The sequence below is a fragment of the Pseudoduganella aquatica genome, assembly GCF_020865585.1.
Taxonomy (GTDB): domain Bacteria; phylum Pseudomonadota; class Gammaproteobacteria; order Burkholderiales; family Burkholderiaceae_D; genus Rugamonas; species Rugamonas aquatica_A.
Genome location: NZ_CP086370.1, coordinates 3979051 through 3999977, shown reverse-complemented (window position 1 = coordinate 3999977; position 20927 = coordinate 3979051). Strand labels below are relative to the sequence as shown.

At 67.7% G+C, this 20927-nt stretch carries 14 protein-coding genes; 1 reads left to right on the top strand and 13 read right to left on the bottom strand.

Going from position 1 to position 20927, the window contains the following annotated elements; all coding sequences use genetic code 11:
* Position 1: 1 nt before the first annotated feature.
* From KT882_RS17825 to KT882_RS17775, 11 genes are all read right to left on the bottom strand, one after another.
* The gene (locus KT882_RS17825; protein ID WP_161071232.1) at positions 2 to 751 is read right to left on the bottom strand and encodes an SDR family oxidoreductase; all 750 of its coding nucleotides are present in this window, start codon (positions 749 to 751) and stop codon (positions 2 to 4) included.
* A gap of 10 nt (positions 752 to 761) precedes the next feature.
* Positions 762 to 2618, bottom strand: coding sequence for a thiamine pyrophosphate-binding protein (locus KT882_RS17820; protein WP_228892833.1), 1857 nt, complete (start codon positions 2616 to 2618; stop codon positions 762 to 764).
* Positions 2619 to 2833: 215 nt separating this feature from the next.
* The gene (locus KT882_RS17815; RefSeq protein ID WP_228892830.1) at positions 2834 to 4945 is read right to left on the bottom strand and encodes a TonB-dependent receptor plug domain-containing protein; all 2112 of its coding nucleotides are present in this window, start codon (positions 4943 to 4945) and stop codon (positions 2834 to 2836) included.
* Between the two features lie 126 nt (positions 4946 to 5071).
* Positions 5072 to 9550 (bottom strand): EAL domain-containing protein, encoded by a 4479-nt coding sequence (locus tag KT882_RS17810; RefSeq protein WP_228892827.1) that lies wholly within the window; start codon positions 9548 to 9550, stop codon positions 5072 to 5074.
* A gap of 27 nt (positions 9551 to 9577) precedes the next feature.
* Positions 9578 to 10732, bottom strand: coding sequence for an ABC transporter substrate-binding protein (locus tag KT882_RS17805; RefSeq protein WP_161071235.1), 1155 nt, complete (start codon positions 10730 to 10732; stop codon positions 9578 to 9580).
* Between the two features lie 180 nt (positions 10733 to 10912).
* Positions 10913 to 11872, bottom strand: coding sequence for an ABC transporter substrate-binding protein (locus tag KT882_RS17800; RefSeq protein ID WP_228892825.1), 960 nt, complete (start codon positions 11870 to 11872; stop codon positions 10913 to 10915).
* A gap of 103 nt (positions 11873 to 11975) precedes the next feature.
* A complete protein-coding gene (locus tag KT882_RS17795) occupies positions 11976 to 12608 on the bottom strand; it encodes a hypothetical protein (protein WP_161071237.1) in 633 nt (210 codons plus the stop codon).
* Between the two features lie 40 nt (positions 12609 to 12648).
* Entirely contained in the window at positions 12649 to 13509 is an 861-nt protein-coding gene (locus KT882_RS17790) for a DMT family transporter (RefSeq protein WP_161071238.1), read from the bottom strand.
* A 9-nt stretch (positions 13510 to 13518) separates the two neighbouring features.
* A complete protein-coding gene (locus KT882_RS17785; RefSeq protein WP_228892823.1) occupies positions 13519 to 14958 on the bottom strand; it encodes a PA domain-containing protein in 1440 nt (479 codons plus the stop codon).
* Positions 14945 to 15985, bottom strand: coding sequence for a choice-of-anchor J domain-containing protein (locus KT882_RS17780; RefSeq protein ID WP_228892820.1), 1041 nt, complete (start codon positions 15983 to 15985; stop codon positions 14945 to 14947). Before KT882_RS17780 ends, KT882_RS17785 begins: the two co-directional genes overlap by 14 nt.
* 124 nt (positions 15986 to 16109) lie before the next feature.
* On the bottom strand, positions 16110 to 16922 hold the full coding sequence (locus KT882_RS17775; protein ID WP_228892819.1) for a crotonase/enoyl-CoA hydratase family protein: 813 nt from the start codon (positions 16920 to 16922) through the stop codon (positions 16110 to 16112).
* A gap of 88 nt (positions 16923 to 17010) precedes the next feature.
* Between KT882_RS17775 and msbA the strand changes: the two genes are divergently transcribed.
* Positions 17011 to 18855, top strand: a complete 1845-nt coding sequence (gene msbA, locus KT882_RS17770) for a lipid A export permease/ATP-binding protein MsbA (RefSeq protein WP_161071241.1) — start codon at positions 17011 to 17013, stop codon at positions 18853 to 18855.
* Here msbA and KT882_RS17765 read toward each other — a convergent pair.
* Positions 18852 to 19940 (bottom strand): AI-2E family transporter, encoded by a 1089-nt coding sequence (locus KT882_RS17765; RefSeq protein WP_228892817.1) that lies wholly within the window; start codon positions 19938 to 19940, stop codon positions 18852 to 18854. The genes msbA and KT882_RS17765 overlap by 4 nt on opposite strands.
* 45 nt (positions 19941 to 19985) lie before the next feature.
* Positions 19986 to 20831, bottom strand: a complete 846-nt coding sequence (locus KT882_RS17760; RefSeq protein ID WP_228892816.1) for a c-type cytochrome — start codon at positions 20829 to 20831, stop codon at positions 19986 to 19988.
* Between the last annotated feature and the right edge of the window lie 96 nt (positions 20832 to 20927).

The window sequence follows — 20927 nt, the reverse complement described above, 5'->3', positions numbered from 1 at the left end:
CTTACAGCAGGCTCATGCCGCCATCGACCACGATTTCGTCGCCCACCATATAGGACGAGTCGTCGCAGGCGAGGAAGAGCGCGGCCTTCGCGACTTCGTCGGGCGAGCCGAAGCGGCGGCTGGGCGATTTCTCGGCAATGGCCAGCTTCTTGGCGCTGGCCACCTCGGCAGGCAGGCCCAGGCGGTCGAACATGGGCGTGGCGATGGGGCCGGGACTGATGGCGTTGACGCGGATGCCGCGCCCTACCAGTTCCAGTCCCAGCGACTTGACCAGCGAGCGCAGGCCCGCCTTGGCGGCGCCGTACACGCTGAACATTGGCGAGCCCATCTGGTTGGCGATGGAGGTGGTGACGATAATGCTGCCGCCCGCGCCAAACAGCGGCAAGGCTTTCTGCACGGTGAAGAACACGCCCTTGAGGTTGACGTTCAGCTGCTCGTCGAACGCCGCCTCGGTGGTCTGCTCAATGGGCGCAGGTTTGGCCACGCCGGCATTGATGAACAGCACGTCCAGGCGCCCGTAGCGCTCGCGCACCTGCGCCATCACGCTGTCGATGGCGGCCAGGCCGCCCGCGTCGCTGCGTATCAGCAGCGCCTTGCCGCCCAGCGCGGCGCCGGCCTGTTCCAGCTTGTGCGGATCGCGGCCGGTGATGGCGAGCTGCGCGCCCTGCGCCTGGAACAGCTGCGCGCTGGCCAGGCCGATGCCGCTGCTGCCGCCGGTAATGAGTACAACCTTGTCCTGTAGTTTGAGCATGGCCGTCCTCTTATTGTCCGTCGTCCATCAGCACGCGCAGGCGGCTGCCCATGGGCGGCACTTCCTCCGGATCGATGTAGACGTCCAGCAGGGTAGGACCCGGGTAGTTGCAGATGCCCTTGATGTCCAGCGCCTGCATGTCCTTGGCCGAGCGTATGGTGTGGCCGCGGCCGCCGAGCGCGCGCGACAGGGCGGCGAAGTCGGTGGCGGGCAGTTCGTAGCCGATCTGCTCGGCGCCGCCCAGGCGTTGGCCGTGCTTGACCATGCCCAGCGCGCGGTCGTTCAGGATGACGAAAATCACGCACTGCTGCTCGGCCACGGCCACCGACAGTTCCTGGCCGCTCATCAGCATGCTGCCGTCGCCGGTGATGCAGACCACGGGCACGTCCGGGTTGCCCGCCGCCGTGCCGATGGCCGCGCCGATGGCCCAGCCCATCGGCGCGAAGTGGCTGGTCAGGCGCAGCCAGCCGCCGGTGCTGCGGCGCTTGCCCAGGTCGCGCGCGCGCTCGCCGTCGGCGTTGCGGCGCTCGCCCATGCGGCGGTCCTGCGGCTGCAGGTAGTGCGCGGCCCAGGCGATGCTGTTGCCTGCGTCTGCCAGGAAGCGGGTGGTGGGCGGGAACAGGTCGCCCAGTTCCTTCATCAGGCGCTGCGGCTTGATGGGGGCGGCGTCGCTGAAATAGGCGTGCGGCGCTTCCAGCATGTCCGAGGTGCGCCAGGCCTTGAAGGACAGTTCGCGCATGGCGCGGCGGTGCGCGGTAGCCTGGTCGTCCTGCGGGTTTTCGCGCTGGATATGGCTCACCAGGCGGTCGAACACCAGGCCCAGGCTGCCGCGCAGGTGCAAGCGCGCCATCGGCGTGCGCGCCAGGTGCTCTTCGGATTCATCGATATGCACGAGGCGGTTGTTGAGCAGGCTGTCGCACCAGCCGCCGGTGTTCCATTCGCCCATGCTGGTGCCGGCCGCAACGATCAGGTCCACGGACGGATCGCGCAGCGCCGCCTCGGCCGTGGCATGGCCGCCGAAGCCGAATACGCCCCGGTACAGCGGATGCTGCGGGCTGACCAGGCCCTTGGCGTCCGGCGTGGTGACGAAGGTGGCGCCTTTCAGCGTGGCGAACTGCAAGATGGAATGGATGGACTCGCCGCAGCCGGAGCCGACCAGCACCACCACGTTGCGGGCGCGGGCCAGCAGGGCGCGCAGGCGCTCGATGCCGGCGTCGTCGATCAGCGCGGCGGGCTGGAGCAGGCTGTTCATGTCGTAGCTGGGGGCGCGCACATTGCTCGGCGCGCGGAACACGTCCACCGGCACGCTCAGGTGCACCGGTCCGGCGGGCGAGCGGGTTGCATGCTGCAATGCAGTAATCAGCTTCCATTCCAGCTGCATTGGGTGTGAAATCAGCGAGTTGTAGCGCGTGCAGTGGCGGAACATGCCCAGCACGTCGATGCCCGTGCAGGAGGACTCTTGCAGCGTGTGTTTGCCGAAGGAAGGCAGGGCCGGCTGGCCGGAAATGACCAGCATGGGCACGCCGTTGCCGTAGGCGGTGGCGACGGCGGTGAGCATATTGGTGGCGCCGGGGCCGGAGGTGGCCACGCAGACGCCGATCTTGCCGGTTTCGCGGGCGTAGCCGTCGGCCATGAAGGCCGCGCCAGCCTCGTGGCGGGCCACGATATGGCTCAGATTGCCGCCTTTGCGCAGGTTGCGGGCGATGGCGTCGTACAGCGGCTCGATGGCGCCGCCGGGCACGCCGAACACGTAATCCACGCCCATTTGTTCCAGGTAGGCGACCAGCAGGTCGGCCATGTCCATGGTGCGTTGGGCGGCGGCAGGACGTGACTTCTCCTGTCGATTGAATTCGACATTGTCAAACATATAAGCTCCTCAATATGGGCGAATCGGCTTTCCGATAAGCCGATATTTACTAGCGTTAAAGCAACAATGTATTCCTAAATGCAATAAATGTTGCAGCGCGAGATAATAGCTTAAATTTCAGGCAATGTGTGAGATTTGGAGAGAATTAGTTAAAAAATTCTATTGCCGATTTAAGAACGTGGCTTCGAGTGGATGGCCGGGACGGCCATCCATGTTTATTGCCGGTTCAAGAACACGGCGCGCACGTAGATCGAGCGCGGCGCCATCGGCAAGTCGTTGGGGATGACGCCGGGGGCCAGGCTGGGCTCGCGCACGTCGGCGTTGAAGAGGTTGCGCAGCGCGACCGAGATCTCCCAGTTGCGCAGCAGGCGGCCGCTGCTGAAGGCCAGGTCCAGGGTGGTGTAGTTCGGTATCGGCGGCCGCGTGTCGCCCGGCGCGCGGTGGCGGTCCGCCACGCGGTTGAGCTGCGGGCTGAACACGCCCATGCCCGGCACTTGCAGGTCCAGCCGGCCGTTGAGGTGGTGGCGCGGCGCATAGCCCGCGTCCAGGCCGGTGGCGGAGTCGATGGAGCGCTGGTAGGCGTAGTTGCCCGCCAGTTGCAGCGAGCGCGACGCCTGCCACACGGCCTCCAGCTCCAGCCCCTTGCTGCGCTGGTTGCCGGTGTTGTGGAAGGTGGCGCCGGTGCCCGCCTGCGGATTGGGCACGCCCCGGATAATGTCCTGCAACTCATTGCGGAACAGATTCAGGTTCAGCTGCAGATGCTGGCTGGCCTGCCAGCCCAGCGCCGCTTCCAGCGTGGCGATGCGTTCCGGCTGCAAGTCCGGGTTGCCGCGCTGGACGGGATTGTTGATGCCGTACTGCTCGTTGAAGGAGGGCGCGCGGAAGGCGCGGCCGTAGAGCAGCTTAGCGGTCAGGTCCAGCGCCGCGTCCCACACCACGGCCACGCGCGGATTGGTGGTGGCGCCGAAGTCCGAGTAGCGGTCGCGGCGCACGCCGGCGGTCAGCGCCCAGTCGCGCGCGAACTGCCATTCGTCCTGCACGTTGAAGTAGCTGACCTGGCGCCGCTGCGGCAGCAGGAAGGGCTGGATCCGCGAGTAGTCGATCACCGGGCCGGTGGGCACGGGCACGCCGGCCGGGTTGAAGATGTAGTTCTTGAAGGTGGCCGTGTGGTACATGTCCAGGTCGTCGTGGCCGGCGCCGAAGCGCAGCTTGTGGCCGCTGAAGCCGTGGTATTGCGCGAAGGCCGACAGCCGGATCTGCCGCTCGGAGGTGTCCGGGTGGCCGATAAAGCCGTCCGGGAACAGGCCGGTCGGGAAGCGGGTGCCGGGCGGCGACAGGCGCAGGTCGGTGGTGATGCGCTGCTTGAACTCCAGCACGCTGGCGGTGGCGCCCACGCTCCAGTTGGCGCTGAAGTCGGGCGCGGCCCAGCTCAGGTCGGCGTGGAGGCGCTCGCTATGGCCCTGGCCCACCGGGTCCAGCGCCGAGGCCGTGCCTGCGCCGGTGCCGATATGGGAGCGCAGCTTGTAGCCGGCGCGCAAGCGCCACTGCTCCAGCGCCAGGTCCAGGTTGGCGTCCACGGCGTCGCTGCCGGTGTTGACCGGGCCGGGCGCCAGCGAGGCGTGGGTGCCGAAGGTCTTGTCGCGCGCGCTCTGCGCATCGGCCGTCACCAGCGAGCGGAAGCCGTCCGTGCCGCCCACGCGCAGATAGGCCGCCACCGCCACCGGTCCCAGGCTGCCGCCGTGCTGCACACAGGCGTCGCGCGTGCCGAAGGAGCCGCCGCCGGCCGCGAAGTGCGTGCCCGGCGTGTCCGCCGCGCTCTTGGTGATGATGTTGATTACGCCGCTATAGGCGTCCGCGCCGTACAAGGCCGAACCGGGGCCGCGGATGATTTCGATGCGGGCGATATGCTCCACCGGATAGCCGGCCCACAAGGTGCCGCGGCTGCCGGTGAGCAGCGTGGTCATGGGCACACCGTTTTGCAGCATCAGCATTTGCGGATTGTTCACGCTGAAGATGCCGCGCGCGATATACAGCGGTTCGTAGTTGATGGCCGAGCGCGCCACATGCAGGCCGGGCACGGTCTCGAGCACCTGGTCCAGGTCGTTCGCGCCGATGGCGGCAATGTCTTCCGCCGTAATGACGGTGGCCACGGCGGGCGCGCGGCGCAGCGCCTGGGCCGCGCCGGTGGCGATGCTGACCGAGGATTTGTCGCCGTACACCAGGGAGAGTTCTTCTTCCTCGCTCAGGTCTCCAGGGCCAGCGGCCAAGGCGGGAGGGAAGGGCAGCGCCGCAAGCAGGAGCGCAGAAACGCAAGGCAGAAACCGCATGGCAGGAAGCAGTAAGGAAACCGGATTGGTCCCCTGCGATTTTCGCATGGTGCCCATGTTGCGCCAAGGACTTGATGTCAAAATACTACAACCCCTGGCGCATTTGCAATGTGCTTCAGTGCATGTTCAGTGTTTGAGCGGAATGGACTCGCGCTGCTGTATCAGGGCGGCGAACTGCTCGGCGGGGATGGCGGGGCTCAGGTGGTAGCCTTGCATCAGGTCGCAGTTGCGGCCTTTCAGGAAGTTCAGCTGGGCCTCGGTCTCCACGCCTTCGGCCACCACTTCCAGCCGCAGGCTGTGCGCCAGCGCGATGATGGCGGTGACGATGGCCACGTCGTCCGCATCCATCGGCACGTCGCGCACGAAGGAGCGGTCGATCTTGATGATGTCGACCGGGAAGCGCTTCAGGTAGGACAGCGAGGAATAGCCGGTGCCGAAGTCGTCGATGGACAGGCGCACGCCCAGGCTGCGCAGGCGGTGCAGCGCCTTCAGCGTGTCCTGCGCGTTTTCCATCAGCGTGCTTTCGGTGATCTCCAGTTCCAGCAGGTGCGGCGGCAGGCCGGTGTCGGCCAGCACGGCTTCCACGGTGGCGGCGAATTCCTTTTGCAGCAACTGGCGCACGGACAGGTTGACCGCCACGCGCAGCGGCGGCAGGCCTTGCTCCATCCACGCGCGCAACTGGGCGCAGGCGGTGCGCAGCACCCAGTCGCCGAGTGGATTGATCAAGCCGGTTTCCTCGGCCAGCGGGATGAACTCGTTGGGCGGCACCATGCCGCGCGTGGGGTGGCGCCAGCGCACCAGCGCTTCCATGCCCATGATCTGGCCGTCTTCCAGGCTGGCCTGCGGCTGGTAATACACTTCCAGCTGCTCCTGCTCCAGTGCGCGCCGCAGGTCGCTTTCCAGGCGCACGTGCTCGGAGATGGACTGCTCCATGGACGCTTCGTAGAACTGGAAGCCGGTGTTGGTCTTCTTGGCGCGGTACATGGCGCTGTCGGCGTGCTTGACCAGGGTGGCGACGTCCGCCCCGTCGTGCGGGTACATGGCGATGCCGACGCTGCTGGTGACGAAGATGTCGTGCCCGTCGATCTGGAAGGGCGCGGCCAGCACGCGGCAGATGTTGTGCGCGGCGGTGGCGGCGGCGGCCGGGCCATCGAGGTCGCTCAGCACCACGGTGAATTCGTCTCCGCCGAGGCGGGCCACGGTGTCCACGTTGCGCACGCTGTGGCGCACGCGCTGGGCCACGGCCACCAGCAGGCGGTCGCCCACGTCGTGGCCCAGGTTGTCGTTGACGTATTTGAAGCGGTCCAGGTCCATGAACAGCACGCCGAGCAGCTTGCCGTCGTTGCTGGCCTGGGTGATGCCTTGCGCCAGCAGCTCGAAGAACAGGGTGCGGTTGGGCAGGCCGGTCAGCAGGTCGTTATAGGCCAGGTGGCGGATGCGCTTCTCGGCGCGGTTGGCTTCGATAATGCGGCGCACGCGCTGCGACAGCACGGCGTAGTGGATGGGTTTCGGTATGTAGTCGCTGGCGCCGGCGGCGAAGGCGCGCTCCACCGAGGAGTTGTCCTGCAGCGCGGTGATCATCAGCACCGGGATGGAACTGCCGCCCGGCAGCTCCTGCAGGCGCGCGCAGGCGGTGAAGCCGTCCATCACCGGCATGACGGCGTCCATCAGGATCACGTCGGGATGGAAGCGCTTCAGCATGGCCAGCGCCTGCACGCCGTCGGCCGCTTCTTCCACCTGGAAGCCGTCGCGCTGCAAGGTATAGCGCAGCGTGCTGCGGGTGCTGCGGTCGTCGTCGACCACCAGCACGGAGGCCAGCTCTTCCTGCGGCGTGGGCGAGTCCTGGTTGTCGGCGCTCATTTCGGCGCTCAGGAAGCTGGCCACGGCGGCATATTGGGCGCGCAGCGCGGGCAGCAGCGGGCCGATCTGCGCCAGCTTGCGCTCGATGGCCAGCGCTTCGATCTGCTGCGCCAGCTGGGCCAGCGCGTTGGCGCCCAGGTTGCCGGACGAGCCTTTCAGCGCGTGGGCGCGGGCGCGCGCGGTGTCGCTGTCGCCGTCGTGGACGGCTTGTTCCAGTTCGTTCAGGTAGGCCGGAGAGTCTTCCAGGAAGGGCGATACGGCGTGCGGCAGGGCCGAGCCGAGGATTTCGCGCAGCTTGTCGAAGACGTCCATGTCGATGGGCGCGGAAGGCGGCGCGCTGAGCAAGCCGCCGGACAGGGCCTCGCCCTGCGCATCGCTTGCGGAGGCGCCGGGCGCGGTGCCGTCGGCGCCGTGCGGCAGCCATTTCTGCAGCTTGTGGCGCAGTTCGACCAGCGTGATGGGCTTGGCCAGGTAGTCGTCCATGCCGGCCGCCATGCATTTCTCGGCGTCGCCGCGCTGGGTGTTGGCCGTCATGGCCAGCAGCGGCGTGCGCAGCCCGGCGGCTTCCTCCGCCACGCGGATGTGGGCGGTGGCTTCGTAGCCGTCCATCTCCGGCATGCTGCAGTCCATCAGTATCAGGTCGAAGCGGCTGCGCTTGGCCGCTTCCACGGCTTCGCGGCCGTTGGCGGCGAATTCGCACACGCAGTTGTTCATGGCCAGCATGCCGGCCGCCACCATCTGGTTGGTGCGGTTGTCTTCGGCCACCAGCACGCGGAACTGGCGCACCGGCATGGCGCCGGGCGCTTGCGTGTGCTGCGGCTCGGCGCGGCTGCGTCCGGCCAGCAGTTCGTGCAGCGCGTCCAGCAGGCGCGCCTGGCGCAGAGGCTTGGGCAGCACGGCGTGGCTGCTGGCCTGCGCGCCGGGCGGCGTGCCGGTGCCGCCGTGGCGGTCCATCAGCAGCAGGTGCGGCGCCAGGCCGGCGGCGGCAATGCGGCCGGCCAGGTCGCTGCCCTGGTCGTCGGCCGCGCCGACGTTCATGATGACCACGTGGTAAGGCTGGCCCGCTTCGGCCGCTTCCTTCAGTTCCACCATGGCTTCGCGCCCGCAGCCGCTCAGGTAGCAGGTCATGCCCTGGCGCGTGAGGGCCAGCTTGAGGAAGTCCAGCACGGTGCTGCTTTCGTCCAGCGCCAGCACGCGCACATTCGCCAGCGCGGGGTCGGACTCGAAGCTGAACTGGGTCTGCGCGGGCTGGCATCGCACGCTGACTGTGAAGGTGGTGCCGGATCCCGGCGCGCTTTGCACGCTGATGTCGCCGCCCATCAGGCCGACCAGTTGGCGGCAGATGGCCAGGCCCAGCCCGGTGCCGCCGTAGCGGCGCGTGGTGGACGGGTCGGGCTGGACGTAGGACTCGAACAGGTGGTCCTGCACTTCCTGCGTCATGCCGATGCCGGTGTCGCGCACCTCGAACTGCAGGCCGAAGGGCGCTTGCACGCCGGCTTCGGTGGCGGGCGCCAGCGCCACGCGCAGCGTGACTTCGCCTTTTTCGGTGAACTTGACGGCGTTGCCCAGCAGGTTGATAAGGATCTGGCGCAGGCGCAGCGCGTCGCCGTTGATGCGTTCCGGGACGCCCGGCGCGATGAAGTAAGCCAGCTCCAGGCCTTTCTGCTGCGCCGGACGGGCCACCAGTTCAATCACTTCTTCCAGCAGCTTGCGCAGCTCGAAGTCGGTTTCCTCCAGGGCCAGCTTGCCGGCGTCCATCTTGGAGAAGTCCAGCACGTTGTTGATCAGGTCTATCAGCGTGCGCGAGGAGTTCCACGCCACGTCCACGCATTCCTGCTGGCGCTGCGTGAGCCGCATTTCCTTGAGCATGTCCAGCATGCCGACCACGCCGTTGAGCGGCGTCCGTACTTCATGGCTGACGGTGGCGGCGAACTGCGCCTTCATTTCCGCCATGTTGACGGCGGCGTCGCGCGATTCCTTCAGTTCGGCCTCGCGCTGTTCCAGCACGTTCATCATTTCGTTGAAGGCCTGCGCCATGTCGATCAGGTCGCGCGGGCCGGCCGGCGCGGCGCGCATGCCGGACTCGCCCGCCTCGGCGCGGCGCATCAGGTTGGACAGGGCGTTGAGCGGGTTGATCATGTGGCGCGTGAGCAGGCGCACCAGCGCCAGCAGGATGGCGGCAAACGACAGCGTCAGCGCCATATTGCCCACCAGCAGAGACCAGGTCAGGCGGTTCAGCGTGTCCTTGCCCACCTGGACGTGGACGTAGCCCAGCAGCTGCGGTTTTTGCTCCTGCATGTCGAAGGGCGAGGCTTCGCTCTGGCCGCCGTAGACCGGCGCGCCGAACAGCCAGGCGTCCGAGTTTTCGCCCACCATGCTGGCGCTGGCCGGGCTGGCCTGGGCCGCGTTCATGGCGGCCAGCTTGGCGCTCAGCGGGCCTTGCGACAGCAGCGGCTTGTGCTTGGCGTCGGCGATCTGCACGCCCACCACGTCGGGGAAGGCCAGCGTGGTGCTGACCACGTCGCGCGCGTTTTCAGCGGAATGGAACAGCAGCGCCAGGGTGCTCTGGCGGGCCAGGTTGTCGGCAATGCGCTGGCCTTGCTCGGTGAAGTGGTCGCGCATGCGGCCGCGCGCTTCCCAGGAGTTCATCAGCGAGGAGAACAGGGCCAGGCCGAGAATGGCGGCCGAAACGATGACGGTCAGCTGGCGGCGGAATCCTGTACGGCGCAAATAATTATGAAACATAGTCCACCGGAAGAAATCTTCAATAAATCAGGGCTGCGGAAACACGAAATCAAAATTGCGCTGCTGCTGGTGGCCCAGGTTCAGGCCCATGTGGCTGGCGGTGCGCAGATTGATGGCCGTCTGCAGTTCGCGCAGCGGCGTCAGGCTGCGGCGCTTGCCGTCGCCGGCGATCACGCCCAGCGCGGAGCTGGCCAGCGTGCGGCCCAGCTCCACATTGTTGGGCGCCATGGCGAACAGCGCGCCCTTCTTCACATGCAGCATATTCGACGAGAACACCGGCACCCCGCTGTTCCACGATTCCTTCAGCACCAGCGGCAGGATGGTGCTTTCCTCCACCGTGGTGCTGTCGTGCGGCAGCCAGAGCGCGTCGCGCCGGTTGTCGGCCGAACCGATCACTTGCGGATAGAGCTGGGCGGCCCGGGCCAGGTCGTTGGCCACGTGGGCCACCAGTTCCAGGCCCTGGGCGCGGGCGGCGTCGCGCGCCAGGCGTATCAGCCAATCGCTCTTGGCCGGGTCGTACACCACCACCACGCGGCGCAGGTCCGGCAGCAGTGCGCGCAAGCGGGCGAACAGCACCGCCGGGTCTGGCGTGAGGCTGATGCCGGCCACGTTCTCCGCATCCGACAGCAGCAGCACGCCGCCCACCAGCACGGTGATTTCACGGTCCAGGCCGGCGGTGGCGTTCAGGCCCTGGCGGCCCAGCGCGATCACCACCTTGGTGCCGTTTTGCTTGAGCGTGGCGTTCAGCTCGGCGATATCCATCTTGGGGTCGACCGGGTAGCTGCGCACGCGCAGCTTGGTGCGTTCCTCTATGCCCTGGATGATGCTGGTGAAAGCGGGCCGGAATTGCGGCTCCACGTTGGGGTAGAGCACGGCGATGGTGCCTTTGCCGATGGAGGCCTGCACTTCGGGGCGGCGCAGCTGGTCTTCCAGCTGGGCCAGGGTGATGGGGCGCATGAACGGCCGCTGGTCGGCCGCCGGCACGCTGCCGGACTGGATGCGGGCCATTACCTCGCTCACCGTGGAGCGCGCGTCGGCGCCCGGGCCGGGCAGCTCGATGGCGCCGTCGCCTTCGTCCAGCACAGCATAGGCGGCCTGCGGCGCGATGCCCATCCCCAGCGTCAGCAGCAGCGCGGCGCAGGCGCGCAGACGGCGGCTGGCGTTAATTGTCGTTTTAATCATTATTCTATCCGGTGCGGCCTCGGCGCGGTCTCATACAGCTAGCGCCATGCAACGGCCAAATTACTGCCGGTAGTATATTCCACTTAGCACATGGATTTCTTGGTGGATTGGAAAGAAATTCAATTGCCAAGAAGAATAATTAACAAATACAAAATATTTCTGCCTGGCAGGCCCGGTGGATCAAGGCTCGGGGAAAATCGAGTCAAAAGTGCGCTGTTGTCCGAGGGCAACGGAGAGGCCGAAGTGGCTGGCCGAACGCCAGTTGAAAGCGGTGCGCACGGCGCGCAGCGGGGTGACGCCGGGGCGGGGATTCTCGCCGTTCAGGACGCCGATCGCCAGGGTGGCCAGGTCGCGCCCCAGCTCGAAGTTGTTCGGGTAGAGCGCGAACAGCGCGCCCTTTTTCACGTGCAGGATGCTGCTCGAGAAGATCGGCACGCTGCGGTTCCATGATTCCTTCAGCACCAGCGGCACGATGGTCGATTCGTCCACCGTCACCGGGTCGGACGGCAGCCAGACCGCGTCGGTGCGGCTGTCGGCCGAGGCGAAGGCGCTTTCATAGCGGCGCGCGGCGATGGCCAGGTCGCCCGCTTCCAGCGCCAGCAGCTCCAGGCCGTGGCTGCGCGCCGCCTCGCGCGCCAGCTTGATCATGGCGGCGTTGGTCTGCGGGTTGTAGACCACGATGACGCGCCGCACATGGGGCATCATGCTTTTCAGGTTGGAAAACAGCAGCGCCGGGTCGGGCTGCAGGCTGATGCCGCGCAGGCGTTCGCTGTCCGGCACCGAGCTGACGCAGCCAACCACCACGCCGGTGGAGGCGTCGAAGGCGCTGGCCGCCTGCAGGCCCTGGCGGCCGAGCGCGATCACCACTTTGCCGCCGTTGCGCTTGAGCAGGGCTTGCAGTTCGGTGAAATCGGCATTGGCGGCCACCGGGTAGCCGCGCACGCGCAGCTTGGCCTGCTCCTCGATGCCTTCGATGATTTCGGTGAAGATCTTGCGGTGCGGCTGGCCGATGTCCGGGAAGATCACGGCGAGGGATTCCGCCGCAGGCGCGCCAAGCGCACGGCCGCTCGCCAGCACTGCGCACAGCGAAGGCAGCAGGGTCAGCACAAGACGGCGATGGCGAAAGTCCAGGTCAGGCAAGGGGCGGCGGCGGCGTTGTGGGGGTTGTCGTGTACAAAAATGTACCACGGCAGGGGCTATTGCTCAAAAACATCTTCATTTTGCTGTTGTATAGACATCCGGCCTACCACTTGCAGCCGGAGTCCTTTTTGTCGGTCAATATCATGACGGGCACGATAATGAGCGCCAGGATGCCGGTGCCGGCCGCCACGTTCTTGCAGTCGGCGCGGGCGGTGCGGGCCACCGAGCTGCCCAGCGGCGTGTCGCCGGGCAGGCCGTACAGGGGCTTGTCGTAGATTTGCGCCACCGGCGGATCGCCCTTGGTGGACTTGGCTGTGGCGAGTTTTCGGGCCGATTTCATGGCGGCGTTCACGTCGAAATTGCCCTGGGCCGGCGCCGGGGCGGCCGCGAACGGGTCGGCCGGCAGCTGGACTTCGGCCTGGGCCGGCGCTTGCGGCTGCGGCTGAGTTTGCGCTTGGGGCTGGGCGGCAGCCACGGTTTCTTCGGGCCGGGTGCTGCGCTGCTGCGGGCTCGTGCTAGTTTCTGCCTTGGGCTGGCGGACGGCGGCGACGGCTGGAGCCGGTTTGACCGGCTGGACCGGGGTAAGGGGCTTGGCGGGCAGATTCAGCCAGACCATCATGCGCCGCGCGTCGGCCTGCGGCTCGGGACGGCTGGGCGCGATGAACATGGCGATCAGCACCGCGTGCAGCAACAGGGAAACCGCCACCCCGGGCAATAGCGTCCGATTTTTAGCCATGATTCATCTGTGTCGTCTTTAATGGGACGTATTTTACCATTTAAACAAGTTTTTTCGGCTGAAGCGAGGACAGCAGTACCGCACCGACCACCAGCGCGCCGCCCAGCAGCACGGTCCCGCCGGGCGCGGCGCCGAACAGCAGCCAGGCCAGGGCGATGGCGTACACCGGCTCCATGCAGATAACGATGGCGGCGGTCTGCGCCTTCACCTTTTCCAGCGCATGGATCAGCATGGTGTAGGCCAGGGCGGTGCAGACGGCGCCCAGGCAGGCCAGCAGCAGCCACTCGCTGGCGGGCAGCGCGGCCGCTTCGCGCCAGCCGAAGGGCGCCAGCAGGCAGGCAGCCGCCAGGCACTGCCACCAGCACGACTGCGTGCCGCTCGCGGCGTTCGACAAATAGCGGTTGAATACCGCGATGCAGGCGTAGATGGCGCCGGAAAGGATGCCCCACAGCAGGCCCTCCGTGGATGCGTTGCGCAGGTCGAAGGCCGGGGTGATGAGGAACAGCCCGGCCAGCACCAGCAGCAGGACGGCCACGTCGCGGGAGCGCAGGCGCTCGCCGAGTATGGCCAGTTCCAGCAGCGCCACGAAGACCGGGAAGGAGGCGAAGCCCAGCGTGGCCAGCGCCACGCCGCCGCTGCGCACGGCCATGAAGAAAGTGACCCAGTGCAGGGCCAGCACCAGGCCGGCCGCGATCAGCCTGGCGATGTCGCGCGCCGCCAGGCCGTGCCACGGCGCGCGCCGGCCATGCAGCGCAAACAGGCCGAGCGCCAGCACCGCAAACGCCGTGCGCCCCAGCACGATCATGGTGGGGCTGGCGCGCATGGCGTGGCCGAAGAGTGCGGTACTGCCGAACAGCACGGCGGCGAAGTGGAGTTTGAACAGGGCGCTGGATCGGGACATGCGCCCATATTACCAGCCGATATCCTTCAGCAGCGGCAGGGTCAGGTCGCGCGGCGGCGCCACGTCGTGCGTCAGGTCGCCGTTGATGGCCGGTTCCATCAGCTGGTTGGGCTTGGCGGCGGTGCTGTAGTGCGAGACCGACGAGCCCGGCTCCACCGGGTTCGGCGCGTACATCAGGATGCGCTTTTGCGCGTCGGCCCCGGCCAGCTTGGCGGGATTGACGCCCAGGCTGGCCGTCACGCCGGACCGGGTGCGCGAACGCCGCTGCAACTGTGCGCGGATGTCATTGCCGTCCGCCTGCGACACGCGCACGGAGGGGATGGTGATGGCCGGGTCCGCGCCGCCCAGGCCGGTAACCGGTCCGGGCGCGTTGTCGACCACGATCATGGCAATGGCGCCCGCGTCCTGGACGTTGCGCGCCTTCAGCACGAAGGTGCAGCTGCCCCGGTCCACCAGCGCCACGTTGCCGTTGACGGCCAGCGCGTTGAGCGGGGACAGCGGGTTGCAGGCCAGACCGCGGCCGTCGGTCTGGTCCACCACCGGCATCACTTGGCCCAGCAGCGGCGGATTGGCCAGCGGCGGGCCGAAGGAGGCGTCGCCCACCTCGTAGTCGTGCGCGGCGGGGCCGGCCGCCGGCCCGGCGATGGCCAGCCGCGACACCGGATCCAGCACGCCCGGCACGGCGGCGGTGACCAGCGGGCCGTTCCACGACAGGCCGTCGCTGCTGATGGCCGAGGCGGCGCGCTGGCCCGCCGTCATTTCCACCCATTCGTGTTCCAGCCTGTTGTCCAGCAGGTAGTGGTCCCATATGGAGGGGGTGCCGGCGTGGTAGTCGCCGCTGGTCTCGTCGGTGAAGGTCTGGAAGCCCAGGCCGTGGCCCATTTCATGCAGCAGCACGGTAACGAAGTCGGTGCCGTTGCCGAAATTGCCGTCCAGGCCGAGGTAGAAACCGGCGCCGGGCAGGCAGTCCGAGGCCAGTCCGAGGCGGGAGTTGAAGGTGGCGCCGATGTGCGGGTCGCTGGGGGCGGACAGGTCGGCCCCGTGCAGCTTGTTGGCGAGTGCGGCGGGATACCAGGTGTTGGGCTTGGGCGCGCCGGGGAAGTCGGAGAACACGTCCCAGGCGCCGGCCGAGCCGAGCACGCCGCTGTTGACGGTGCAGGGCAGCGGTTCGAAGCTGGCCAGGATGCGCACCGGCACGCTGCTGGTGAGCTGGCTGCCCCAGATATTGGCGGCGTAGGTGAAAGCGATCAGGCGCTGCTGGCCCAGCGTGGTGCCGCTGTTGCCGCCCACCGGCGTGGCGGGCGTGGGATCGTTGAAGCCTACTCCCGGGCCGTTGCCGTTGATGATGACGATGGGCACGGCGGCCAATGCGGCGCCCAGTCCGGCGCAGCCCAGCAGCGCGGCTGCGGCCGCTGCGCGCAGGGTGTGCATGAAGTTAGCGGCGTTCATGGCTGTGCTCCCCGCTTTGATGCTTGCTTTGTTCTGCGGCGGGCCGGGCATCGCCCTTGCGCAGCGCCGCCTCGGCCGCCTGGGCGCCCTGCACGCAGATGCTGGAGATGGCGCCGTCGGCGCCGCGCGCGGCCACCGAATAGACGGCGCGCGTGCTGACGCGCGACTGCCGGGTTCCGTCCGAACGCTGCTGGACCTGGGGCGGTACTATCGGCCCGCGCAGCTGCTGCGCCCGCAGCGCCGCGAATTCGGCCGGCGTGGCGGGGCGCATGGCGCCCGTTTCCTCGTCGCGCACCATGATCATGCCGTCCTGACCGGCTGCGGTGGCGCTTGTAGCAGCTTGCGCGCCAAGCAGCAGCGCCGCAGCCGCAAACAGGCGTGTCGGCAGAGCTGCGCGCCGCCTTGCCCGCCATCGCACCAGCAGCAAGCCTGCGGCCAGCATCAGCCACTCGGCCGGTTCGGGCACGGCGTTCACCACCAGCGTGTCCAGCCCGATATAGTCGGCATTGGCCGCCGCGCCCGTGTAGCGGAAGGCAAAGCGCACGCTGCCGCCGGGATCGGCGCTCAGGGTGTATTGCTGCCAGTCAGCCGGATAAGCGCTGGCGCCGCCCACCGTCATCAGCAAGTGGCTGAAGTCGCCGATCGACGAGCCGCCGCTTGAATAGCGTATCTCCAGCTGGTCGCTGAAGCCCGGCGTGCCCGCGCTGCGTGTGTAGAAGCTCAGCGTGGCCGCGCCCGGCAGGCTCAGCTGCGGCGTGATCAGCCAGTTGTCTATGGTGCCGCTGCCTTGCGCGGCGCTCAGGAAGTTGGCGGCGGCGTAGGCGTTCCCGCCGCCCGCCTGGGCCGGGAAGATGCCGCCATTGCCCTGGAACCAGGGCATGCCGGCCGGCGAACTCTGGTTGACGAACAGCCAGCCGCTGAGCGCCCCCACGTTGTCAAACCCGGCGCTCAGGACGGTCACCCCGGCCTGCGCCGGCGGTGCGGCCGCCAGGGCCGCCGCCGCAATGAGCGCGTAAAATATTTTCATGATGCACTCTCCTTTTCACTGAGAAATTTCGCGTGGCGCAAGGTGCAGCGCTACGGTCCAGTGTGTAGGGAAGTGCAACGTTTATATATTGCTATTCGTCCGGTGTTTGAGGGAGATCAACTGATCAGTTGTCGAATACCGGGGCCTGCTTGCTCATATTGGCCATCATGGCCGCCTGCAAGTCGTTCGACATCAGCATGGCCGCGTTCCAGGTGGCGATATAGTTCAGGCCGTCGGTCACGCTGTGGTCGCGCGCGTAGCTGATCATTTCCTTGGTGCCGCGCACGGCCAGCGGCGACTTGGCGGCGATGCCGGCGGCGATCTCGCGCACCCCGCCGGCCAGCGCCTCGCGCGACTCGAACACGCGGTTCACCAGGCGGATCTCGCGCGCCTCCGCCGCGTCCACCTTGCGGGCGGTGTAGGCCAGTTCGCGCGCCATGCCTTCGCCGATCAGCCTCGGCAGGCGCTGCAAGGTGCCCACGTCCGCCGTCATGCCGATATCGATTTCCTTCACGCTGAACCAGGCGTCCGCCGAGCAGTAGCGCATGTCGGCGCAGGTGATGAGGTCGATGCCGCCGCCTATGCAGGCGCCGTGGATGGCCGCCAGCACCGGCTTGCGGCAGCGCTCCAGGCTGCTCAGGCAGTCCTGCAGGTCGAGGATGGTGCGGCGCAGGTTCTCGCGGGTGCGGCCGTCGCAGTCGTTGCGGATGGAGGCGGCCAGGCCCATCATCATCTGCAGGTCGATGCCGGAGGTGAACAGTTTGCCTTCGCCTTCCAGCACCACCGCGCGCACGTCCGGCGTGCTGTCGGCCCACTCGAAAGCGGTGCGGATGTCGTGCCACATGGCCAGGTTCATGGCGTTGGCCTTGTCCGGGCGGTTCAGGCGGATCACGGCGACATGCTGTTCCAGGGTGACTTGCAGGGTTTCGTAGGTCATGGAGGTCTCTTTTATTAGGATGATGGGGTGCCGTGGGCATTTTAATGCGATTACAATGCAGGCTTCCGTTATTAGAAACAGTGCTCTAGTGCAAAGCCGCCAACTCTACTTCCGCCTGCTCAGGCAGTTCCGTCCCTACCTCGGCGCCGTCCTGGCCACGCTGGCCGCCATCGGCGTGGCGGCTGCCACCGACGTGCTGTTGATCCGCCAGTTGCAGAATGTGGTGGACGCCTTGCGTCCGGCCGGTCCGGAGAGCGGTCCGCTGGGCGGCATCCAGGGTGCGACGGGCGGCATGATGCTGACGGTGCAGGGCTGGCTGGACTCGCTGTTGCCGGGCAACCCGACCGAGGCGGCGCTGTGGAGCATTCCGCTAGTCATTACCGGCCTGGCGCTGCTGCGCATGGTCAGCACGTTTTCCGGCGATTATGGCTCGGCCTGGCTGACCAGCCGGGTGCAGGCTAATCTGCGTGAAGAAATGTTTGCGCGCCTGCTGCACCTGCCCAACAAGTACTACGACCAGACCTCCACCGGCGCCACCCTGTCGCGCGTGGCCTACGACGCGGCCCAGGTGGCCCAGGCCGGGCTGAGCGTGCTGAACGTGTTCGTGCGCGATTCGGTGGCCTCGGTTGGCTACCTGATCCTGCTGATCAGCTACGACTGGCAGCTGGCCTGCTTCTGCTTCGGCCTGCTGCCGCTGGTGGCGGTGGTGGTGACCGTGGCCGGGCGCCGCATGCGCCGCCTGGCGGGCGACGCGCAATCGGCCATGGGCGAATTGAGCAGCGTGCTGGACGAAAGCATAGGCGGCCAGCGCGTGGTGAAGATTTTCGCCGGCGAGGAATATGAGCAGCGCCGCTTCCACAGCGTGGTCAAGCATAACCGCCACCTGGCGGTCAAGCACGCCGCCACCGCCGCCATCAACTCTGGCGCGATCATGATGCTGGTCGGTATCACGCTGTCGGCGGTGATCTATTTCGCGCTGTTGCGCGCCCGCGCCGGCCACCTGACTCCGGGCGCTTTCGTCGGCTTCATGGTGGCGCTGATGTCCATGCAGTCGCCGATCAAGAACCTGACCAAGATTAACGAGCCGCTGCAGCGCGGCCTGGCCGCGGCCCAGTCGGTATTCGGCCTGATCGACGCGCCGGCCGAAGTGGACGAGGGCAGGCGCGAGCTGAAACGCGCCAGCGGCGGCATTTCGCTGCAGGGCGTGGGCTTCCAGTACAACCCGGCGGACTCGGACGCGGCGCCGGCCCTGCGCGACGTGTCGCTCGACATTGCCGCCGGCGAAACGGTGGCGCTGGTGGGCGGTTCGGGCAGCGGCAAGACCACGCTGGCCGGCCTGCTGCCGCGCTTCTACGATGTGAACCAGGGCCGCATCCTGCTTGACGGCCACGACCTGCGCGACTACCGCCTGGCCGACCTGCGCTCGCAGATCGCGCTGGTGAGCCAGGACGTGGTGCTGTTCAACGACACGCTGGCCGCCAACATCGCCTACGGCGACCCGGCGCCGGATCAGGCGCGCGTGGAAGCGGCGGCGCGCGCGGCCTACGCGCACGACTTCATCATGAAGCAGCCGCAGGGCTACGCAACGCAGGTGGGTGAGAATGGTTCGCGCCTGTCCGGCGGCCAGCGCCAGCGCATGGCGATTGCGCGCGCGCTGTACAAGAACGCGCCCATCCTGATACTGGATGAGGCAACCAGCGCGCTGGATACCGAGTCCGAACGCCAGGTGCAGGCCGCGCTGGAAGTGCTGATGCAGGGCCGCACCACGGTGGTCATCGCGCACCGCCTGTCCACCATCGAGAAGGCGGACCGGATTGTGGTGATGGAGTCCGGCCGCATCGCCGAATCCGGCAGCCACGACGCGCTGCTGGCGCGCGGCGGCCATTACTCCCGCCTGTACCAGACGCAGAAACAGGCGCCGGTGCCGGGCTAGTCCTTTATCCGCGCGGGCGGCCGGGCATCGTCGCCCAGCACGTCCTGCACGTAAAGCATCACCACCAGCACCATCAGCACCGCCGTCATCGGCGTGGCCAGCGCCACGCCGGCCATGCCGAACACCGCGCCGAAGGTCACCTGCATGGCGATGGTGAGCGCGGGCGGCAGCGCCACGGTGTGCTGGTCGATCAGCGGTTCCAGCAGATAGCCCTGCACCAGCTGGATGCCGCCGAACAGCAGCAGCACGTAGAGCGCCAGCGCTGGGCTGTCCGGGAAGGCGATCAGCAGGGCCGGTACGCCCGCCATCAGCGGTCCCACATAGGGAATGAAGTCCAGCAGGCCCGCGATAATCCCCAGCAGCAGCGCCATCGGCACGCCGAGCAGGCTAAGGCCGATGGCGGTCATGGCGCCGGCCGCCACCATCGAGCAGGCTTTCCCCACCAGCCATTTGGACAGCGTGCCGCCGATTTCGTCGAGCACGGCGCGGGCGCGCGGGCGGCGGCTGGGCGGCACCAGCCTGACGATGCCGTTCACATAAAGCTGCGGGCGCATGGCGAAGTAGATGCCCACCACGATGATGATGAGGGCGTTGCCCAGCGCGCCGAATACGCCCGAGAAGAACAGGCCGGCGTTGGGCACCAGGGCGGACATCTGGCGCGTGAGCTCCTTGTTGCTGGGCAGTTCGCTGAGCAGGGCGCGCAGCCTGGGGTAGCGCGCCAGGTCGGTGCGCACCTGGTCGAGCGAGGTGGGCACCACCTGCGCAAGGTGGCTGGCCTGCTCCGACAGCTGCGGCGCCATCAGCCAGCCGCCCACGCCGAGCAGCAGCGCCAGCAGCGCCAGCACCAGCGCCAGTGCAAGGCGCTTTGATGGCAGGTGCAGGCGCCGGCAGGCGATGCGGGCCAAGGCGTTGAGCAGGATGGCGAACAGGATGCAGGCGAAGATGAGCAGCAGGGCGTCGGCCGCGAACCACAGCGCGGCAAGGGTCAGCAGGAAGAGGGCGGCGATGCCGTCCATTAGCACAACGCGGTGCAGGAAGCCGCGCTGGCCGGTATCGGCCGCCTGCGGGGGATGGTCGTTGCTCATCCGTATATGATTGCGCATTTCGCGAATGCGTGACGCACGGCGCGTTCAATACAGCGTTTGCAGGTAGGCGGCGATGTCCAGCGCGTCCTGTTCGGAGACGCCCAGCACGGGCATGGTGGTGTTGGCCTCGACGTGGCGCGGGTCGCGTATCCAGAGCACCAGGTTGGCCGTGGAATTGGGCAGGCGCCCGGCGATCAGCGCACGGCCGGCGATGCCTTGCAGCGGCGGGCCGACGTAGACGCGCGAGCCGGTCACGCCGGGAACCATGTGGCAGGCGTACTGCGTCAGCGCGACGCGTCCGCGCCCGGCCCGGCCGGGCAGCATCGCGGCCGGAGCTTGTGCGGAAGCGGGCGCGCGCGGCGGGCCGCCGCTGCCGGCGGTGCCGGCTTCCGCCATCCAGTTGCGGTAGCCGGCCTGCGTCATCCTGGGCAGCTCGGCCAGGAAGGCCACCGTGGCCCACAGGTCCTGCTCTTCCATGTGGTACTCCCACGCCGGCATGCCGCTCATCTTGATGCCGTGCCGGATGATCCAGTACATCTCGGCCGGGCGCCAGCGGCGCGCCGCGTCCACCAGCGGGCCGGGCACGGGCTGCATGCTCTGGCCGAACTTCTCCTGCGCCACACCGGGGCCGCCGTGGCAGGCCACGCAATGGCTGCGGTACATGGCCGCGCCGCGACGTATCAGCGCCGGCTCGTCCAGCGGCGGCGCGGCGATATCGCGCGCATGGCGCCGCACCGACGCGTGCATGGCCTGTTCCAGCACCATGTGCACCGGCTGCAGGTGCTGGCGGTTGGCGGCCACGTCGTACCAGCCGCCTTCCACCACCACGTAGGCCCCCAGCGCGCCAAGCGCAGCCAGCCCGGCCGCTGTCGCAGCCACAGTGTTGAGCATCAGCCGGCGCCGGTTGGATGGCATTGTGTGTGGTCAATAGAAATTAGCCAATTTTGGCATTCTTGTATTATAGCCAGTGACCTCATCAGCACAGGA

What these genes read in the sequence shown, in the direction of transcription:
- KT882_RS17825 (WP_161071232.1), bottom strand. Translation starts at nt 751, where the DNA reads ATGCTCAAACTACAGGACAAGGTTGTACTCATTACCGGCGGCAGCAGC.
- KT882_RS17820 (WP_228892833.1), bottom strand. Translation starts at nt 2,618, where the DNA reads ATGTTTGACAATGTCGAATTCAATCGACAGGAGAAGTCACGTCCTGCC.
- KT882_RS17815 (WP_228892830.1), bottom strand. Translation starts at nt 4,945, where the DNA reads ATGCGGTTTCTGCCTTGCGTTTCTGCGCTCCTGCTTGCGGCGCTGCCC.
- KT882_RS17810 (WP_228892827.1), bottom strand. Translation starts at nt 9,550, where the DNA reads ATGTTTCATAATTATTTGCGCCGTACAGGATTCCGCCGCCAGCTGACC.
- KT882_RS17805 (WP_161071235.1), bottom strand. Translation starts at nt 10,732, where the DNA reads ATGATTAAAACGACAATTAACGCCAGCCGCCGTCTGCGCGCCTGCGCC.
- KT882_RS17795 (WP_161071237.1), bottom strand. Translation starts at nt 12,608, where the DNA reads ATGGCTAAAAATCGGACGCTATTGCCCGGGGTGGCGGTTTCCCTGTTG.
- KT882_RS17790 (WP_161071238.1), bottom strand. Translation starts at nt 13,509, where the DNA reads ATGTCCCGATCCAGCGCCCTGTTCAAACTCCACTTCGCCGCCGTGCTG.
- KT882_RS17785 (WP_228892823.1), bottom strand. Translation starts at nt 14,958, where the DNA reads ATGAACGCCGCTAACTTCATGCACACCCTGCGCGCAGCGGCCGCAGCC.
- KT882_RS17780 (WP_228892820.1), bottom strand. Translation starts at nt 15,985, where the DNA reads ATGAAAATATTTTACGCGCTCATTGCGGCGGCGGCCCTGGCGGCCGCA.
- KT882_RS17775 (WP_228892819.1), bottom strand. Translation starts at nt 16,922, where the DNA reads ATGACCTACGAAACCCTGCAAGTCACCCTGGAACAGCATGTCGCCGTG.
- KT882_RS17765 (WP_228892817.1), bottom strand. Translation starts at nt 19,940, where the DNA reads ATGAGCAACGACCATCCCCCGCAGGCGGCCGATACCGGCCAGCGCGGC.
- KT882_RS17760 (WP_228892816.1), bottom strand. Translation starts at nt 20,831, where the DNA reads ATGCTCAACACTGTGGCTGCGACAGCGGCCGGGCTGGCTGCGCTTGGC.